Annotated in this window: 15 protein-coding genes and 1 pseudogene; 2 read left to right on the top strand and 14 right to left on the bottom strand. The window is 71.2% G+C overall.

The genetic code is table 11. The features are described 5' to 3' along the window. Window positions 1-163 precede the first annotated feature (163 nt). The 8 genes from AB0K92_RS10280 to AB0K92_RS10245 form a co-directional block, all read right to left on the bottom strand. Complete coding sequence (locus tag AB0K92_RS10280; protein WP_365921269.1) at window positions 164-919, bottom strand: LPXTG cell wall anchor domain-containing protein; 756 nt, start codon at window positions 917-919, stop codon at window positions 164-166. Window positions 920-1,663: 744 nt separating this feature from the next. Then, entirely contained in the window at window positions 1,664-1,921 is a 258-nt protein-coding gene (locus AB0K92_RS10275) for a hypothetical protein (protein ID WP_365921368.1), read from the bottom strand. A gap of 85 nt (window positions 1,922-2,006) precedes the next feature. Then, on the bottom strand, window positions 2,007-2,267 hold the full coding sequence (locus AB0K92_RS10270; protein WP_365921267.1) for a hypothetical protein: 261 nt from the start codon (window positions 2,265-2,267) through the stop codon (window positions 2,007-2,009). A 270-nt stretch (window positions 2,268-2,537) separates the two neighbouring features. Beyond that, window positions 2,538-2,786 carry a hypothetical protein gene (locus tag AB0K92_RS10265; RefSeq protein WP_365921265.1) on the bottom strand — a complete coding sequence of 83 codons (249 nt, stop codon included), beginning with the start codon at window positions 2,784-2,786 and terminating at the stop codon, window positions 2,538-2,540. 279 nt (window positions 2,787-3,065) lie between these two features. Next, window positions 3,066-3,323 (bottom strand): hypothetical protein, encoded by a 258-nt coding sequence (locus AB0K92_RS10260; protein ID WP_365921263.1) that lies wholly within the window; start codon window positions 3,321-3,323, stop codon window positions 3,066-3,068. 217 nt (window positions 3,324-3,540) lie between these two features. Continuing rightward, a complete protein-coding gene (locus AB0K92_RS10255; protein ID WP_365921261.1) occupies window positions 3,541-3,885 on the bottom strand; it encodes a hypothetical protein in 345 nt (114 codons plus the stop codon). Window positions 3,886-4,391: 506 nt separating this feature from the next. Continuing rightward, window positions 4,392-5,255, bottom strand: a complete 864-nt coding sequence (locus AB0K92_RS10250) for an ABC transporter permease subunit (RefSeq protein WP_365921259.1) — start codon at window positions 5,253-5,255, stop codon at window positions 4,392-4,394. Beyond that, window positions 5,252-7,909, bottom strand: a complete 2,658-nt coding sequence (locus tag AB0K92_RS10245; RefSeq protein ID WP_365921257.1) for a CocE/NonD family hydrolase — start codon at window positions 7,907-7,909, stop codon at window positions 5,252-5,254. The genes AB0K92_RS10250 and AB0K92_RS10245 overlap by 4 nt, the downstream gene beginning before the upstream one ends. Before the next feature lie 176 nt (window positions 7,910-8,085). Between AB0K92_RS10245 and AB0K92_RS10240 the strand changes: the two genes are divergently transcribed. Further along, window positions 8,086-8,931, top strand: coding sequence for a hypothetical protein (locus AB0K92_RS10240; protein ID WP_365921255.1), 846 nt, complete (start codon window positions 8,086-8,088; stop codon window positions 8,929-8,931). A gap of 55 nt (window positions 8,932-8,986) precedes the next feature. On the opposite strand, the gene mmsA is transcribed toward AB0K92_RS10240, so the two are convergent. From mmsA to iolC, 5 genes are all read right to left on the bottom strand, one after another. Then, window positions 8,987-10,489: a CoA-acylating methylmalonate-semialdehyde dehydrogenase gene (gene mmsA, locus AB0K92_RS10235; protein WP_365921253.1), complete on the bottom strand. Its 1,503-nt coding sequence runs from the start codon at window positions 10,487-10,489 to the stop codon at window positions 8,987-8,989. Between the two features lie 14 nt (window positions 10,490-10,503). Further along, window positions 10,504-12,381: a 3D-(3,5/4)-trihydroxycyclohexane-1,2-dione acylhydrolase (decyclizing) gene (gene iolD, locus AB0K92_RS10230; protein ID WP_365921251.1), complete on the bottom strand. Its 1,878-nt coding sequence runs from the start codon at window positions 12,379-12,381 to the stop codon at window positions 10,504-10,506. Then, window positions 12,378-13,199 carry a 5-deoxy-glucuronate isomerase gene (gene iolB / locus AB0K92_RS10225; protein WP_365921249.1) on the bottom strand — a complete coding sequence of 274 codons (822 nt, stop codon included), beginning with the start codon at window positions 13,197-13,199 and terminating at the stop codon, window positions 12,378-12,380. The genes iolD and iolB overlap by 4 nt, the downstream gene beginning before the upstream one ends. Window positions 13,200-13,206: 7 nt before the next feature. Continuing rightward, a complete protein-coding gene (locus AB0K92_RS10220; RefSeq protein ID WP_365921366.1) occupies window positions 13,207-14,091 on the bottom strand; it encodes a deoxyribose-phosphate aldolase in 885 nt (294 codons plus the stop codon). Between the two features lie 170 nt (window positions 14,092-14,261). Next, window positions 14,262-15,212: a 5-dehydro-2-deoxygluconokinase gene (iolC, locus tag AB0K92_RS10215; protein WP_365921247.1), complete on the bottom strand. Its 951-nt coding sequence runs from the start codon at window positions 15,210-15,212 to the stop codon at window positions 14,262-14,264. A 421-nt stretch (window positions 15,213-15,633) separates the two neighbouring features. Between iolC and AB0K92_RS10210 the strand changes: the two genes are divergently transcribed. Continuing rightward, complete coding sequence (locus tag AB0K92_RS10210; RefSeq protein WP_365921245.1) at window positions 15,634-15,834, top strand: MerR family transcriptional regulator; 201 nt, start codon at window positions 15,634-15,636, stop codon at window positions 15,832-15,834. A 45-nt stretch (window positions 15,835-15,879) separates the two neighbouring features. Here AB0K92_RS10210 and AB0K92_RS10205 read toward each other — a convergent pair. Then, window positions 15,880-16,924 (bottom strand): annotated as a pseudogene (locus AB0K92_RS10205) (zinc-dependent alcohol dehydrogenase family protein). Window positions 16,925-17,086: the final 162 nt, after the last annotated feature.

Here is a 17,086-nt window from a genome sequence, read left to right as displayed (position 1 = left end):
CAGTCATATGTATGCCCCCTCTGTCGACTGGGTTCTTCGCCTGCGCACACCCCGATCACCCGCACGAGTGAGCCGCGGCCGAGGAGGTTCAGGGTGATTCCGGGAGCAGGCCGGAACGCACGAGGGTGCCGGACGTGGTCCGTCCGGCACCCTGAGCGCTGCACTACCGGCGGGACGCGGCCCGGCCTCGTCGGTACAGGACGGCGCCGCTGGTCAGCAGCAGCGCGGCGACGCCGGAAGCCGCGAGCACCTGCTGGTCACTGCCGGTCTCGGCAAGAGAGGGCGGCTCGGTCGAGGGCTCGGTGTGCGGTGGGGCCGACGCAGGCGGCATGGTCGGCGGCTTCGTCTCCTTCGGCGGCGTGGTGGACGGTGATGTCGGCGGCTTCGTCTCCGTCGGCGGCTTCTCCGTCGGCGTGTCGCCGTAGCCGCCTTCCTCCTCGCCGTAGCCACTTTCGTCATGGCCGTAACCGTTGTCGTCGTCGCTGTCGCCCTCTCCATAGCCACTTTCGTCGTGGCCGTGGTCGGCGTCGTCGTCGCCGTATCCGCTCTCTTCACCGGTGGCCGACGACGTCAGCGGTGTCGTCTGTACCGACGGCGCGGCGGAGTCCTGCGTGGAGGAGGCGTCACCCTGGTCACCCGGCGTCTTGGAGTCGCCACCGGCGCCCTCGTCCTTGCCCGCGTCACCGTAACCGGCCTTGTCGACGTCACCACTGTCGTGGTCGTAACCGGCATGTTTGCGGTCGTCACCGGAGCCGGAGGCCGGGCCGCTCGTGCACGAGTCCCCGTAGGACGGATCCACCGCGGCCTGCACGCCGCTGGATTCGCCGCAGGCGCTGGCGGAAACCTCGGAGTGCGAGACCGCGTACGCCTGGATACCGTACATGGGCAGGATGCCCGTCGCGGCGGCGGCCACAACCATTCCCCTGCTCAGTTTTTTTCGCATCTCGTCGTCTTCCTGTTTGAAAGTGAAACGCCGGCCCTGGAATGCGAAGGAAAGTCCAAGGCCGGCTCGTGCGTGCCGGGCAGGAACTGTGGCCCAGGCATGACGGGCCGATGCCCACTGCGGAATGGGAGAGGACTGGTTCTCGTCAGCCCTTTCCCCTCGTCTTACGTCTGTGCCCCGAGACGGCTTCCCGCCTCCCGTAGTTCCGCCTCCGCTTGATCTTCTGACTGGTCCAGTGATGGGACCCGGTGAAGTGCCAGTACCGGCAGTCCGAACATCGGTAGATACGGTCTGGAATCCTCCTCAGCAGTGGCTGCTTGATCAGCCAGTGCCTCGCCTCGGACTCGGTACGGAAAGACGCTTTTCCTGTCTCCGGACAACGTGGCAGGATGATCACATCGGCCACCTTTCCTCCGAGGCGGGATTCAACATCACATGTCTCTTCAGCGCAACGATGAGAACCGATACTGCATCAGCGGGAAATCCTCATCAAGCAGATGACACCCTTACGGAGGAGTAGTCATCCGACTTCAGCCGCATGGCCCCGTATGCAGCTGATGTGAAGTGTGAACTGATCGGATGATGGGGCCGATCCCCGCGCGCCACTCCCACCGCGCAAAAAGAGGCAGCGGCCATCGGGAGGATGGCCGCTGCCGATATCTGAGCGATTTCGCAACACGCGTCGAAGGAATCCGACGGCTCTGCCGACGGATCAGCCACTCAGCGACCTGGACCCATGTACGAGCAGAAGTTGCCGATCTTCGTGACGTTGCCGCCCGATGCGGGGACCGGCGCGTTGATCACGACCAGAGAAGCGTTGAATGTCTGTTCACACTTCAAGTGCTGCGTGTTGCCGATGCCTGCGCCGGACGGGTCCTCGCCGGCATCGCCGGCCTGAGCCGTTCCGGCGCCCGCCACACCGGTGCTGCCGATAGCAGCGGCCATCAGCATGGCTTTCCTGAACCTGCGCATGCGCATCTCCACGGGCTGACCCCAGGCGATTACGAGAGGAGCGGGCCGCGCACTGAAGGTGCGAGGCCCGGTTCTTCACAATGCCGCGGAATCAGTCCCCGACAGGGCCGGCCACCGTGCAGAAGTTGCCGATCGCCTGGGTGTTGTCCCCGAGAACCGTGACCTGAACGGGCGCGAAGATGAGGCCGCCGTTGAACTCCTGGTCGCACTCCACGAGCTGCAGGTTGTCCAGGGAGAGGCCAGACGGCTTGGCCTCCGGCGCGTCCTTGTCGCAGGCGTGGGCGACTCCGCCGCTGAGAGCCATGCCACCCACCATGGCCGCTACGGCCGCGGCCTTCTGGAACTTCTTCATTACTTCTCCGATTTTCTTGGCGCGCCCGGATCCAAATACGGACCGTGCTCGGACAGATACAGACCATAACACCCGGTCCACCCAACACTGAATTCCCGATACGCCATACGAGGTAATGATTGACGCCGAACCGGGATCACAGAGGAAACCGAGGATTACGGAAGACGGGGGAACGCGACGCCGGCCCCTGATCGGAACAACCGACACGGCCAGGACGAGAAGCGGGTCTCGCGTCAAAGGCGCGAGACCCGACTTCACAACGCTGCGGAATCAGTCCTCGACAGGACCGATGACCGTGCAGAAGTTGCCGATCACCTGGGTGTTGTCACCGGTGCCCGTAACCTGAGCGGGCGTAAAGAGGGCGCCACCGTTGAAGTCCTGGTCGCACTGCACAATCTGCACGTTGCCGAGGATGATGTCCTTGTAGTCGTGGCCGTCATCGGCGTGGGCGACCCCGCCACCGAGAGCCATGCCGCCGACCATGACCGCCACGGCCGCAGTCTTCTTCAGCTTGTCCATCACTTCTCCGATTTCTTCGCGCGCTCGGGCCAATTACGGTCCGTGCTCGGACAGTTACAGACTGTACCACGCGACTTACTCGAAGAGGCGTTTTCTGATACGCCATATGGGTATGATCAATCCTCACCCCCGCCTTCCCCCTCCGGGCATGCTCACCGGGACACAGAAATACCGATCAGTCATTCGAAGCAAAGCCGCGACAGTGAGCGCGCCGGGGTCCCAACGCAGAGCGGGCCTCGCACCAAAGGTGCGAGGCCCGCTCTTCACAATTCCGCGGAATCAGTCCTCGACGGGGCCGACCACCGTGCAGAAGTTGCCGATCACCTGGGTGTTGTCACCGGTGACCGTGGCCTGAATGGGCGCAAAGGCCAGGCCGCCGTCGAACTCCTGGTTGCACTCGACAGCCTGCAGGTTGCCGATGATGATGTCACCCAGGTCCTTGTAGTCGTCGCCGCCATCGGCGTGAGCGACCCCGCCGCCGAGAGCCATGCCGCCGACCATGACCGCCACGGCCGCAGCCTTCTTCAGCTTGTCCATCACTTCTCCGATTTCTTCGCGCGCTCGGGCCAATTACGGTCCGTGCTCGGACAGTCACAGACGATAACACACGAAGCACGTACCACTGCATTTCCGGCACACCCATCGGAGTCTGACTAATTGATTCATATGTGTTTACTGCAGGCCGTCGCGGCGTAGCGTCGGGGATGGACGGCAGGCCGACAGCGCCCCTGAGACGGCGTCGGCCTGCGGAACGTCAGGGGGTGCAGAGGGTGGTGCTCTCGCCGTCGGTCTGCAGCGTGGCGCAGGCCTGCTGAACCCGGGGCACGGTGACGGTGACACTCTGCTGAACGCCGGCCTGAACGGCCTGCCGCAGGCTCATGAGTTCGGCGTCGCCCACGGTGATGCGCACATCGACGGTTCGCGCCTGGCCGCACGTGACGCTGACGCTGATCGTGCTGGTGGTGGCGTTGCTGACGTTCTGGACGCCAACGGCGCAGGGGAAGGCGTGCTGCGGAGCGGCCTGCGCGGGCACGGCGGCGACGAACGGTGCGGAAGCCAGCAGCGCGGTGGCTGCTGAACGGAACATGAGATGAGGCATCGGTCCTCCATCTGTCGACGAGGGCAACCGGCATGGACCGTCGACCCTCGATTGAGCCCAAATGTTCCTTTGGCCTGTTTTTGAGGGCATGTGATCACGGGCGCGCCAGGGCGTGCAACACCTCAGCGCCGTCCAGCTGATCGCCCGGCGTCGGCGGGCGTTGCTCCCCGCGCACGCGTTGTCGTACGCCGTCGGCGCAGCACCCGGGGTGCGGGGCGGGGTCGAGGGCGGGCGCACAGCCGACACGAACGGCAGTCGGCGGTCGCTTCGTTGAGCAGCGCCTCGATCTCGTCCGCTCGCGCAGCCGTCATCGCGTGGCGCTTTCAGGGACGGCGGGGCAGCGGCGGCGCCATACGCGTGGCTGTCGCCGACGCCGAAGCGCCGGCCCATCGGCGGCCGGCTGCTGAGGCGGTCCGCCAGGACGGCCGGGCCGGCGCTCGGAGTGATAAGGGTGCCCTTGGGCCGGCGCCGTGACGATGTCGCGCGTCCGGCCCGGCGGGCACCCTCTAGGACACCACGTCCTTGCGGGCGAAACCGCGGAAGGCCAGGGCGAACAGCACGAGTGCGTACGTCACCGACAGGGCCGTGCCCTGGATCATGTCCGTCCACTGAACCTGCGGTTGGACGGCGTCGAGCCAGGCGTACTGCCAGTGCGCGGGCAGGAAGTGCCGCCAGTCGCCGAGCGCCGTGACCTCGTCGAGCACGCTGCCGATGATGGTCAGGAACACGGCTCCGCCGACCGCGCCCAGCGGCGCGTCCGTCCGGGTCGAGAGCCAGAACGCCAGGGCAGCGGTGACCAGTTGGGACACCATGATGTACGCCGTGACGATCAGCAGGCGCGTCGCGGCGGTGCCGGTGGGCAGGGTGCCGCCGGTGGGCAGCTGCAGCGGGCCCCAGCCGTACGCGGCCGTGCCGACGGCGAGCGCGACGGTCGGCAGCAGGACGAGAGCGGCCAGGCTGAGGCCGAGCCCGACGACGAGCTTGGACCACAGCAGGCGGGCGCGCGGCACCGGGGCAGCGAGCAGGTAGCGCAGCGACGACCAGCTCGCCTCCGAGGCGACGGTGTCACCGCAGAACAGCGCCACGGGGACGACGAGCAGGAAGCCCGCGGAGGCGAAGAGGTTCACCGCGGCGAAGTTGGCCCCGGACGCGGTGGCGGCGTCCATGAGGTTGATCCGGTCGTTGCCCTGGCCCGGTTCGCCGCCGATCTGGAAGGCGACGAGCAGGACGAGCGGCAGAGCGAACAGGACCCCGCCCATGACGAGCGTGCGCCGACGTTTCAGCTGGCGGACGAGCTCGACCCGCAGAGGCAGGGTGCGGCCCGCCCGGTAGCCGGACGCCACCTCGGTCCGCTCGGTGAGCGTGCTCATGCTTCGGCTCCGATCAGGGTGAGGAAGGCGTCCTCCAGGCGGCGGTGCGGGCCGACCGACTCCACGGGCACCTCCAGCCGGACCAGGTCGGCGACCAGGCGCTGTGCGGTGCCGTCGGCGCCGAGGCGGACCAGGAGACCCTCGTCGGTGCGCACGGCCGAGGCCACGTCCGGCAGGGCGGCGACCTTCTCGACGACGGGCTCCTCCAGGCGGGTGGCCGTGCCGACCAGCAGGGTGTCGCCCGAGCCGACGATCTCCGCCACCGGACCGGCCTGGAGGAGCTGCCCGTGGTCCATCACCACCAGATGGGTGCAGGTCTGCTCGACCTCCGCCAGGAGGTGGCTGGAGACGATCACGGTGCGTCCGGCGGCGGCGTACCGGATCATCACCTCGCGCATCTCGCGGATCTGGGGCGGGTCGAGTCCGTTGGTCGGCTCGTCGAGGATGAGCAGGTCGGGCAGGCCGAGCATGGCCTGGGCGATGGCGAGGCGCTGGCGCATGCCCTGGGAGTAGGTGCGCACCGCGCGGGCCAGGGCCTCGCCGAGCCCCGCGATCTCCAGGGCCTCGTCGAGGTGGGCGTCCTCGGCGGGGCGGCCGGTGGCCTTCCAGTACAGCTCCAGGTTCTCCCGGCCGGACAGGTGCGGCAGGAAGCCCGCGCCCTCGACGAAGGCGCCGACGCGGGAGAGGACGGGGGCGCCGGGGCGGATGGCGTGCCCGAAGACGCGGATCTCGCCGTCGTCCGGGGTGATCAGGCCCATCAGCATGCGCAAGGTGGTCGTCTTGCCCGCGCCATTGGGGCCGAGCAGTCCGAGGACATGGCCCTTCTCCACGCGGAAGGAGAGGTCCCTTACCGCATACCGGTCGGTGGACTTGGCGTACCGCTTGGTCAGGCCCGTGATCTGGAGAGGGACGTCGGCCAGCGCGGGGTCGGGCGGGGCGGGGGCCGCCGTGCGGCGCCGGCCGGTCACAACCAGCGCCAGCGCGGTGCCCGCGCCGGCGAGCGGCAGCCACCACACCCAGGCGGGCAGCGTGTCCTCGGCGCTCGACTCACCGAGCGCGTTCGGGACCTTGAGGTCGCTCTTCAGGGAGACCGTGTACGTCGCCGGGCTGGTCGGGGAGGCGTAGGCGAGGTCCGTGGAGGCGAGGACCAGCCGCAGGCGGTGGCCGTCGTCCAGTTCATGGTCGATGGCCGGCAGGGTCAGGGTGACGTCCTTGCCGGCCTTGGCGCCCTCGACCCGGACGGGGGTCAGCAGCTGGGAGGGCAGCACCGCCGCCCGGCCGCCGGGGCCGACGTCGTAGAGCTTCGCGAAGAGCACTGCGTCCTCGCTGGTCGACCTCACGTGAACCGTGACCGTGGGCGAGCCGGTGATCTGGAGGTCGTCGCGCAGAGGCGCCGATTCGAACGCGCCGAACTGCCCGGGGAAGTCCAGGGACACGCCGATGCCGAGCGTGGACAGCTGGGCGAGGCCGCCTGCGCCGCCGAGGCCGGGCAGGGAGGAGACGCCGGGCGGGCTGGCGCCGGCCGGGTTGGCGAAGCTCTGCTCGCGACCGGTCAGAGCGACCGGTCGCATCCCGCTGCCCAGCCCCGGGTAGCGGTCCGCGGTCACGCCGCTCAGCCGGGGCTCGCCGTCGCCGGTACCGGTGCCAAAAGTGCGGGTGACCCGGAAGCCGGAGCCGGTGGTGACGCTCTCATCGTCCTTCAGGTAGCGGTCGAACCAGGTCAGCACGCGTGTCTGGACGCGGCTGGTCTCCATGTCGCCGCCGTCGTGGCCGCCCGCGATCCAGTCGACGGCGACGGGGGCGCCGTTGGCGCGGATCGCCTTCGCCACCTGGTCGGCCTGGTCGAGCGGGAACAGGGAGTCGGACTGGCCCTGCACCAGCAGCGTGGGGACCTTGATGCGGTCGCCGACCGCCGACGGCGAGCGCTCCTCCAGCAGTTTCCGCGCCTCGATGTCGGGCTCGCCCGACTGGGCGACCCGCTCGTACATCCGGCACAGCGCGGGCTCGAACTTCTCGCAACCGCCGCCGGAGTTGACGAAGACGCCCGCCCACAGCTTCTTGAAGACGCCGTTCGGGAACAGCGCGTCCGCCAGGTTCCAGTAGGTGACCGCGGGGGCGATGGCGTCCACGCGCGGATCGTGCCCGGCGGCCAGCAGGGAGATCGCGCCGCCGTAGGAGCCGCCGGCCATGCCGACGCGCGGGTCGCCCGCCTTGTCGAGCCGGACCTGCGGCTGCCGCGCCAGCCAGTCGAGGAGCTTCGACACGTCGGCGACCTCGCCGTCCGGGTCGTTCAGCCCGATCTTCCCGGTGGACCTGCCGAAGCCGCGCGCCGACCAGGTCAGCACCGCGTACCCGTCGCGCGCCAGCTTCTCCGCCTGCTGCCGGACGTCGTTCTTGCTGCCGCCGAAGCCGTGCGCGAGGAGCACGGCGGGGCGGCGGCCGTCGTCGCCGGAGGTGAAGTACGAGGTGTCCAGGCGCACCCCGTCGCCGACGTCCATGACCCGGTCGGCGCGGTGCACCGCGGGCGGGTCGTCGGAGGCGACGGCCGTCCAGGTGCCGGCACCGGCGAGGACGGCGACGGCCGCGCCGGCGGCGAGCAGCCGCCTCGGCCCCCGCGACCGGGCCCCGCGTATTCCGGGCAGTCGAAGATCCATGCATCCACGGTACGGGGCCCACCTGTCGGTGGCAGACAGCTTGTGGACGGAGGCCCGCCCCCTCCTCGGGGAGTACGTCGCGAGGGGCGCGTACCGCACCCGTCGTACGGACGGCTGTCAGTGCGGCCCGCTAGAGTCGCGCTCGTCAATGACACACGGCTTTGGGGTGGGAACACATGAACGTTCGGCACACCGCTGCCTGGGTGGGGGTCACCGCGGCGGCACTGCTGGCGACGACCGCCTGTGGTGCGGACTCGACGAAGACGGCGGCCGAGGCGGCGCAGAGCGCGGACCAGATCCTGGCGGCGCTCACCCGCGCCACCGACCGGACCGAGGAGCTGGGCTCGGCGCGGATCGAGACGACGACCGAGCTGGACGCGACGGGCGGCGAGCCGATCGCGATGGACGGCACGTACTCGTGGGGTGACGGCCCCGCGATGGACGTCGAGATGGACACCGCCGCGGCGCAGATGAGCGCCCTCCAGGACGACGCGACGACGCGGGTCATCATGGTCGACGGCGCCTACTACTACGACATCGACCCCCAGCCCAGCGGTCCGCTGCGGGGAAAGGAATGGATGCGGATCGACGTCTCGGCGGTGCTGGGCGACGCGGGCGCCGAGAACATGGCGGCCACCGCGGACCCGACGGCGACGCTGCGCTACATGACCGCCGCGACGCAGGTGAAGGACCTCGGCGAGGAGACGGTCCTCGGCAAGAAGACCACCCACTACCGGGGCAGCGTGGGCGCGGACCACATCAACAAGTCCAAGCTCACCGAGGCGGAGAAGAAGGCCGCCCTCGCCGCATTGAAGGCGGACGGCGGGAAGCTGACGGCGGACATCTGGGTCGACGGCGACGACCTGCCCGTGCGGATTTCGCAGACCGGTGCCGGTATGACCGTGACCATGGACTTCGTGAAGTTCGGGGGCACCGAGCGGATCACGGCGCCGCCCGCCGCCGAGACCGGCGACCTCACCGAGCAGGTCAGGGAGCAGCGGGACTCGGCGATCGGCCAGTGACACACCGGTGCCCCGGCCCGCCGTGTCGTGCGGCGGGCCGGGGCACCGGGCCGGCTCAGTGGTTGCGCGGGAAGCCCAGGTCCACGCCCGCCGGGGCGTCGGCCGGGTCCGGCCAGCGGGTGGTGACGACCTTGCCGCGGGTGTAGAAGTGGGTGCCGTCGTTGCCGTAGACGTGGTGGTCGCCGAAGAGGGAGTCCTTCCAGCCACCGAAGGAGTGGTAGCCGACGGGCACCGGGATCGGCACGTTGACGCCGACCATGCCGGCCTCGACCTCCAGCTGGAAGCGGCGGGCGGCGCCGCCGTCCCGGGTGAAGATGGCGGTGCCGTTGCCGAACGGCGACTCGTTGATGAGGGCGACGCCCTCCTCGTACGTGTCCACGCGCAGCACGCACAGCACCGGGCCGAAGATCTCGTCCTGGTAGGCCTTGGCGGTGGTGGGGACCTTGTCGAGGAGCGAGATGCCGATCCAGTGGCCGTCCTCGAAGCCCTCGACCGTGTAGCCGGTGCCGTCGAGGACCACCTCGCAGCCCTCGGCGGCGGCGTTCTGCACGTAGGAGGCGACCTTGTCGCGGTGGGCCCTGGTGATGAGGGGGCCCATCTCGGACGCCGGGTCGTTGCCGGGACCGATCTTGATCTTCTCGGCGCGCTCGCGGATCCTCTCCACCAGCTCGTCGCCGATCGAGCCGACCGCCACGACCGCGGAGATGGCCATGCAGCGCTCGCCCGCCGAGCCGTAGGCGGCCGAGACGGCGGCGTCCGCGGCGGCGTCCAGGTCGGCGTCGGGCAGCACCAGCATGTGGTTCTTGGCGCCGCCGAGCGCCTGGACGCGCTTGCCGTTGGCGGAGGCGGTGGTGTGGATGTAGCGGGCGATCGGGGTGGAGCCGACGAAGGACACCGCCTTGACGTCGGGGTGCTCCAGCAGCCGGTCGACGGCCACCTTGTCGCCGTGCACGACGTTGAAGACACCGTCCGGCAGGCCGGCCTCGGCCAGCAGTTCCGCGATGCGGACCGACGCCGAAGGGTCCTTCTCGCTCGGCTTGAGCACGAAGGTGTTGCCGCAGGCGATGGCCAGCGGGAACATCCACATCGGCACCATCGCGGGGAAGTTGAACGGCGTGATGCCGGCGACGACACCGAGCGGCTGGCGGATCGCGGCCACGTCGACGCGGCTGGCGACCTGCGTGGACAGCTCGCCCTTGAGCTGGACGTTGATCCCGCAGGCCAGGTCGACGATCTCCAGGCCGCGCGCGACCTCGCCGAGGGCGTCGGAGTGGACCTTGCCGTGCTCGGCGGTGATCAGCTCGGCGATCTCGTCGCGGTGCGCGTCCAGCAGCGCGCGGAAGCGGAACAGGATGGAGGTGCGCTGCGCCAGCGAGGACTGGCCCCAGGTGGCGAACGCCTCCTTCGCGGCGGCGACCGCCGCGTCCACCTCGTCCACCGACGCGAACGCGACCTTCGTGGTGACCGCGCCGGTCGCCGGGTCCGTGACGGGCCCGAACGTGCCCGACGCGCCCTCGACGGTCTTGCCGCCGATCCAGTGGTTGACGATCTTCGTCATGCCCGGTTACTCCTTCACAGATGGCGGCGTCGCGTCGAGACGTGCCGTTCGTACAGCTCACGTGCCTTGACCGCGGACGGCCGGGTCGCGGTCTCGGCCACAGGTACATCCCACCAGGCCTGCGCCTCGGGCGCGCCCGACACTGTGTCTGCCGTTTCGGTCTCCACGTAGACACATGTGGGAGTGTCGGCGGCCCGCGCCTCCGCGAGGGCGGTGCGCAGGTCACGGACGGTGCGGGCGCGCAGCACCCGCATGCCGAGGGACTCGGCGTTGGCGGCGAGATCGACCGGGAGCGGGGCCCCGGTGTAGGTGCCGTCGCCGGCCGGGAAGCGGTAGGCGGTGCCGAACCCCTCGGCGCCGACGGACTCGGAGAGCCCGCCGATGGAGGCGTAGCCGTGGTTCTGCACCAGCAGGACCTTGATCGCGACGCCCTCCTGCACCGCGGTCACGATCTCCGTCGGCATCATCAGATACGTGCCGTCGCCGACCAGCGCCCACACCGGCCGGTCCGGCGCGGCGAGCTTCACGCCGATCGCGGCGGGGATCTCGTAACCCATGCAGGAGTAGCCGTACTCCAGGTGGTACTGGTCGTGCGACCGGGCCCGCCAGAGTTTGTGCAGGTCGCCGGGGAGGGACCCGGCCGCGTTGATGATCACGTCCCGTTCGTCGACGAGGGCGTCGAGCGCGCCGAGCACCTGGGTCTGGGTGGGCCGGGCGTCCGGGTCGTGGGCGGCGTAGGCGGAGTCGACGCGCTGCTCCCAGCGCCCCTTGGCCTGCGTGTAGCCGGCCCGGTAGGCGTCGGTGACGCGGTGGCCGTGCAGCCGCAGCGCGTCCGTCAGCTCGGTCAGGCCGCTGCGGGCGTCGGCGACCAGCGCCAGGCCGGCCATCTTGTGGCCGTCGTAGGGCGCGATGTTCAGGTTGACGAAGCGGACGTTCTCCCCGGCGAAGAGGGTGCTGGACGCGGTGGTGAAGTCGGTCCAGCGGGTACCGACGCCGATCACCAGGTCGGCGGCGCGGGCCAGGTCGTCGGCGGTGGCGGTGCCGGTGTGGCCGATGCCGCCGACGTCCTGCGGATGGTCGTGGGGCAAGGAGCCCTTGCCCGCCTGGGTGGAGGCGACCGGGATGCCGGTGGTCTCGGCGAACTCGGCGAGGGCGGCCTCGGCGCGGCTGTGGTGGACGCCGCCGCCCGCGACGATCAGCGGCCGGTGCGCGCCGCGGATCGCCCGTACGGCCTCCGCCAGCTCGGTCGGGTCGGCGCCGGGCCGGCGTACCACCCAGGTGCGGTCGGTGAAGAACTCCTCCGGCCAGTCGTACGCCTCGGCCTGCACGTCCTGCGGCAGGGCGAGGGTGACGGCACCGGTCTCGACGGGGTCGGTGAGCACCCGCATGGCCTGGAGGGCGGTTGGGATCAGGGCTTCGGGGCGGGTGATGCGGTCGAAGTAGCGGGACACCGGGCGCAGGGTGTCGTTGACGGACACGTCGCCGGCGTACGGCACTTCGAGCTGCTGGAGGACCGGGTCGGCGGGGCGGGCGGCGAAGACGTCGCCGGGCAGGAGCAGGACCGGCAGGTGGTTGATGGTGGCGAGGGCGGCGCCGGTGACCAGGTTGGTGGCGCCGGGGCCGATGGAGGTCGTGACGGCGTGCGTGGACAGGCGGCCCGACTGCCGTGCGTAGCCGACCGCCGCGTGCACCATGGCCTGCTCGTTGCGGCCCTGGTGGTACGGCATGACGTCGGCGTACTCGACGAGCGCCTGGCCGATCCCGGCGACGTTGCCGTGGCCGAAGATCCCCCAGGTCGCGCCGATCAGCCGGCGCCGCTCGCCGTCGCGTTCGGTGTACTGGGCGGCGAGGAAGCGGACGAGTGCCTGGGCGACGGTGAGCCGGACGGTCATCGGTAGCCCCCTGTGCTTTCTGTGTGGTCCGGGTGGAAGCAGATCCGCCACTCCCGGGTCTCGCCCGGGCCGGCCATGACGTTCAGGTAGTACATGTCGTGGCCGGGCTGGGCGACGGACGGGCCGTGCCAGCCGTCCGGCACGAGGACGGTGTCGCCGGAGCGGACCTCGGCGAGCACGTCGGCGCCGCCCTCGCGGGACGGGAACACCCGCTGGTAGCCGAAGCCGTTCGGGCCGGCGATCTCGAAGTAGTAGATCTCCTCCAGCTCCGACTCCTCGCCGGGCCGGTGCTCGTCGTGCTTGTGCGGTGGGTACGACGACCAGTTGCCGCCCGGCGTGATCACCTCGACGGCGATGAGCCTGTCGCAGTCGAAGGCGTCGGCGGAGGCGAAGTTGCGCACGGTGCGGGCGCAGGTGCCGCTGCCGCGCTGCTCGACGGGGACCTCCGGCGCGGGGCCGTAGCGGGCGGGGAGTCGTCGCTCGCACTTCGCTCCTGCCAGGGCGAAGCGGCCTCCCGCGCCGGAGGCGATCTGTGCCCGGGTGTCCCGGGGGACGTACGCGAAGTCCGTGACGGACGCGAACACGTCCTCCCGGCCCAGGAGTTGGAACATTCGGTCCTCGACCTGCACCGTACAGCCACCGCTGAGGGGCAGCACGATCCACTCGCTGTCCCCGGCGAGCAGGGTGTGGCCGCCGCCGGGCGGGAGTTCGACCACGCGCAGGCTGCTGTAGGTCCAGCCGGCCCGCTCGGGGTCGATGGCGAGGGTGTGGTGCGCGTCCGTGGTCGTGCCCTTGGGCAGGTACAACTCGTCGTTCATGCGGCCCTCACAGCAGTCCTACGGCGGTGTCCACGGCGGCGGCCACATCACCGTCCGCCGGGTAGAGCAGCGACCGGCCCACCACCAGGCCGCGCACGGTGGGCAGCTGGAGCGCGGCGTGCCACTTCTCGTACGCGCCGTCCTGATCGTCCCCCACCTCACCGCCCAGCAGCACCGCCGGGAGGGTGGAGGTGGCCATGACCTGTTCCATGTCGTCGGGGTTCTCGGTGACCGGGACCTTCAGCCAGGTGTAGGCCGAACTGCCGCCCAGGCCGGAGGCGATGGCGATGGAGCGGGTCACGGCCTCGGCGGACAGATCGTTGCGCAGCCGTCCGTCCGGGCCGCGACGGCTGATGAACGGCTCGACGAACACCGGGAGCCGGCGGGCCGCCATCTCGTCGATGGCGCGGGCGGCGGATTCCAGGGTGGTGAGGGAGCCCGGGTCGTCGTAGTCGATGCGCAGCAGCAGTTTCCCGGCGTCGAAGCCGAGCCGCTGGATGTCCTCGGGGCGGTGGCCGGTGAAGCGGTCGTCGAGTTCGAAGCGGGCGCCCTGGAGGCCGCCGCGGTTCATCGAGCCCATGACGACCTTGCCGTCGAGCGCGCCGAGCAGGAGCAGGTCGTCGAGGATGTCGGCGGTGGCGAGGACGCCGTCCACGCCGGGGCGGCCGAGCGCCAGGCACAGGCGGCCCAGCAGGTCGGCGCGGTTGGCCATGGCGAGCTTGCGGTCGCCCACGCCGAGCGCGCCGCGCGCCGGGTGGTCGGCGGCCACGATCATCAGGCGGCCGCTGTCCTTGAGCAGGGGCCGGCGGGAGCGCCGGGCGGCGGCCTCGGCGACGGCCTCGGGGTGGTGGGTGCGGAGGCGGACCAGCTCGGGGACGTCGATGGCGGGGATGTCGGCGGTGGGTGTACCGGAGGTGGGGGTGCCGGTGGTGGGGGTGACTTCGCCGGCGGCGGGGACGCCTTTCGCGACGGCGGGGGCTTCGGACGCCCCGAGCGCCGCGGACGCCGCGGACGCCGCGGAGGCGCCCTCTGCGGGGTGGGCGCCCGTCACCCGGCCCGCCCTCACAGCACCGCCCCCGCGCTCAGCGCCGCCTCGATCTCGTCCGGTACCGGCATCGCGGAGGAGCACTCCAGGCGGGAGGCGACGATCGCGCCGGCGGCGTTGGCGTACCGCATGATCCGCTCCAGGTCCCAGCCCGCGAGCAGGCCGTGGCAGAGGGCGCCGCCGAAGGCGTCACCGGCACCGAGACCGTTGAGGACGCGCACGGGGAGGGGCGGGACCTCGGCGGACGCGCCCTTGCTGTCGATCGCGAGGACGCCCTTGGGTCCCTGCTTGACGACGGCCAGTTCGACGCCGGCGTCGAGCAGGGCGCGGGCGGCGGCGTGCGGTTCACGGACACCGGTGGCGACCTCCACCTCGTCGAGGTTGCCGACGGCGACGGTGGTGTGCTTCAGCGCCTCCGCGTAGAAGGGGCGGGCGGCGTCGGGGTCCTGCCAGAACATGGGCCGCCAGTCCAGGTCGAAAACGGTGGTGGCCGCCCTCGCGCGGTGGGCGAGGGCCGCGAGGGTCGCCGTACGGCTGGGCTCCTCGCTCAGGCCGGTGCCGGTCACCCAGAAGATCCGGGCGTCGCGCAGGGCGTCCAGGTCGAGCTCGTGGGCGTCGATCTCCAGGTCGGGGGCCTTGGGCCGGCGGTAGAAGTACAGCGGGAAGTCGTCCGGCGGGAACACCTCGCAGAAGGTGACCGGGGTGGGCAGGCCCGGCACGGCGGTGACCCAGCGGTCGTCGACGCCGAAGTCGCGCAGCGCCTCGTGGAGGTAGGTGCCGAAGGGGTCGTCGCCGGTGCGGGTGATGACCGCCGTACGGCGGCCGAGGCGGGCGGCGGCGACGGCCACGTTGGCGGCCGATCCGCCGAGGAACTTGCCGAAGGACGACACCTGCGGAAGCGGGACGCCGGTCTGGAGCGGATACAGGTCCACACCGATGCGCCCCATGGTGATCAGGTCGTACGCCATCGAGATCCCTTCGCGTCGCTCGCTCCGTCGCGGCTCTGTGAGGGTTTCTAGTCGCGGCCGGCCGACCCTGTCAATAGTTTGTCCAGACATTCGGACCAGATACGTCCGGTCGGTGGGACGGGGACGGCAGCAGCCGTGACGGGACGCGCCACAGCCCGGAACCGGGGCCGCCGCCCCGCTGTCAACGCGCCGCGCCAGAGAACCCCGCGCGCCTCTGCAGCACCTTCGTCACAAACACCACCCCTGTGTCACGGATGTCCCGCCCGCGCGGAGCCCGGGTCACACGCGGACGACAGCCCCTCACCCTCGTCACTCAGCGCCGTTGACGAGGCACAGGCTTGGTGATCGCCAGCGCAGCGTCCGGCTCCCCCGACGGCCACCCCCAGGCCGCCGCCGTGGCGCGCGCGGGGAGGTGCAACTCGTGACCGACCGAAGGCTCTGGTCCTACAAGGACATCGCGGCGCACATCCGCGTCCAGCCGGACACCGTCCGCTCGTACCGCAAGCACGGTCTGCTGCCGCCGCCCGACCATGTCGAGGGCGGCAAGCCGTACTGGTACGCGGACACCGTCCGGGCCTGGGTCGCGTCCCGTCCGGGCAACCGCAGGCGGGGGCAGGACTGACCCCGGCGCCCGCGCCGGCCGGCGAGCGCGGCGAGCGGGCCGCGCTCAGCTCCACGGTTCGATGACCGTCACCCCCGACCCGGGCGCCGTGCCCAGCGCGGCGAGCGCGTCCGGGGCGCCGGCCAGCGGGATCGTCGAGGTGACGAGCAGGTCGGGGCGCAGGGCGCCGGTGCGGACGAGCTCCAGCAGGGGCGGGTAGGCGTGGGCGGCCATGCCGTGACTGCCGAGGAGTTCCAGTTCGAGGGCCACCGCGCGGGCCATCGGGACGGGCGTCGTCCCGTCCGGCGAGGGCAACAGCCCGACCTGGACGTGCCGGCCGCGGCGGCGCAGTCCGTTCACGGAGGCGGCGCAGGTGGCGGGCGAGCCGAGGGCGTCGAGGGAGAGATGGGCGCCGCCGCCGGTCACCTCGCGGACCGCCTCGGCGGTGTCGGCGACCCGCGCCCCGTCCACGCACGCGGCGGCGCCGAACGCGCGGGCCAGGTCGAGGGCGCGCGGCGAGATGTCCACCGCGACCACGCGCGCCCCGGCCGCCGCCGCGATCATCACCGCCGAGAGTCCCACTCCCCCGCACCCGTGCACGGCGACCCACTCGCCCGCCGCCACCCGCCCCTGCCGTACCACCGCCCGGAAGGCGGTGGCGAACCGGCAGCCCAGTGAGGCGGGCGGTGGCGAAGGACAGCTCCCGCGGCAGCGGCACGAGGTTCACGTCGGCGTGGTCGAGGGCGACGTACTGCGCGAAGGAGCCCCAGTGGGTGAAGCCCGGCTGGGTCTGCCGCTCGCACACCTGCTGATCGCCCGCCGCGCAGGCCGGGCAGGTGCCGCAGGCGCAGACGAAGGGCACGGTGACGCGGTCGCCGGGCCGCACGCGGGCCACCCGGGCGCCGGTCACCTCGACGACTCCGGCCAGTTCGTGGCCGGGGACGTGCGGGAGGGTGATGTCGGGGTCGTGGCCCTGCCAGCCGTGCCAGTCGCTGCGGCACAGCCCGGTGGCCTCCACCCGCACCACCACCCCGTGCTCCGCCGGCCGCGGGTCCGCGACCTCCCGCACCTCGGGCCGCTCTCCGTACCGCTCGAACACCACCGCGCGCATACGCCCCTCGCCTTCCCGCCCCGTCCGTCGTCCCTCGCCGGGGAACGGTAACCGGGCGGGCCGGCGACACGGCGGGCCGCTCGGGCGGGCGCCTCTTGGAGAAATACCCCCTAGGGGTATAGTGTGGAGTGTGGTGAGGCCCCCATGGGCCCCCGCGACCCC

Source organism: Streptomyces sp. NPDC052687 (assembly GCF_040678395.1).
GTDB lineage: Bacteria > Actinomycetota > Actinomycetes > Streptomycetales > Streptomycetaceae > Streptomyces.
This window is presented reverse-complemented; position numbering and strand designations above follow the sequence as displayed.

Coding starts and splice junctions, on each gene's coding strand:
- AB0K92_RS10280 (WP_365921269.1), bottom strand. CDS start 919: ATGGTTGTGGCCGCCGCCGCGACGGGCATCCTGCCCATGTACGGTATC.
- AB0K92_RS10275 (WP_365921368.1), bottom strand. CDS start 1,921: ATGCGCATGCGCAGGTTCAGGAAAGCCATGCTGATGGCCGCTGCTATC.
- AB0K92_RS10270 (WP_365921267.1), bottom strand. CDS start 2,267: ATGAAGAAGTTCCAGAAGGCCGCGGCCGTAGCGGCCATGGTGGGTGGC.
- AB0K92_RS10265 (WP_365921265.1), bottom strand. CDS start 2,786: ATGGACAAGCTGAAGAAGACTGCGGCCGTGGCGGTCATGGTCGGCGGC.
- AB0K92_RS10260 (WP_365921263.1), bottom strand. CDS start 3,323: ATGGACAAGCTGAAGAAGGCTGCGGCCGTGGCGGTCATGGTCGGCGGC.
- AB0K92_RS10255 (WP_365921261.1), bottom strand. CDS start 3,885: ATGCCTCATCTCATGTTCCGTTCAGCAGCCACCGCGCTGCTGGCTTCC.
- AB0K92_RS10250 (WP_365921259.1), bottom strand. CDS start 5,255: ATGAGCACGCTCACCGAGCGGACCGAGGTGGCGTCCGGCTACCGGGCG.
- AB0K92_RS10245 (WP_365921257.1), bottom strand. CDS start 7,909: ATGGATCTTCGACTGCCCGGAATACGCGGGGCCCGGTCGCGGGGGCCG.
- AB0K92_RS10240 (WP_365921255.1), top strand. CDS start 8,086: ATGAACGTTCGGCACACCGCTGCCTGGGTGGGGGTCACCGCGGCGGCA.
- mmsA (WP_365921253.1), bottom strand. CDS start 10,489: ATGACGAAGATCGTCAACCACTGGATCGGCGGCAAGACCGTCGAGGGC.
- iolD (WP_365921251.1), bottom strand. CDS start 12,381: ATGACCGTCCGGCTCACCGTCGCCCAGGCACTCGTCCGCTTCCTCGCC.
- iolB (WP_365921249.1), bottom strand. CDS start 13,199: ATGAACGACGAGTTGTACCTGCCCAAGGGCACGACCACGGACGCGCAC.
- iolC (WP_365921247.1), bottom strand. CDS start 15,212: ATGGCGTACGACCTGATCACCATGGGGCGCATCGGTGTGGACCTGTAT.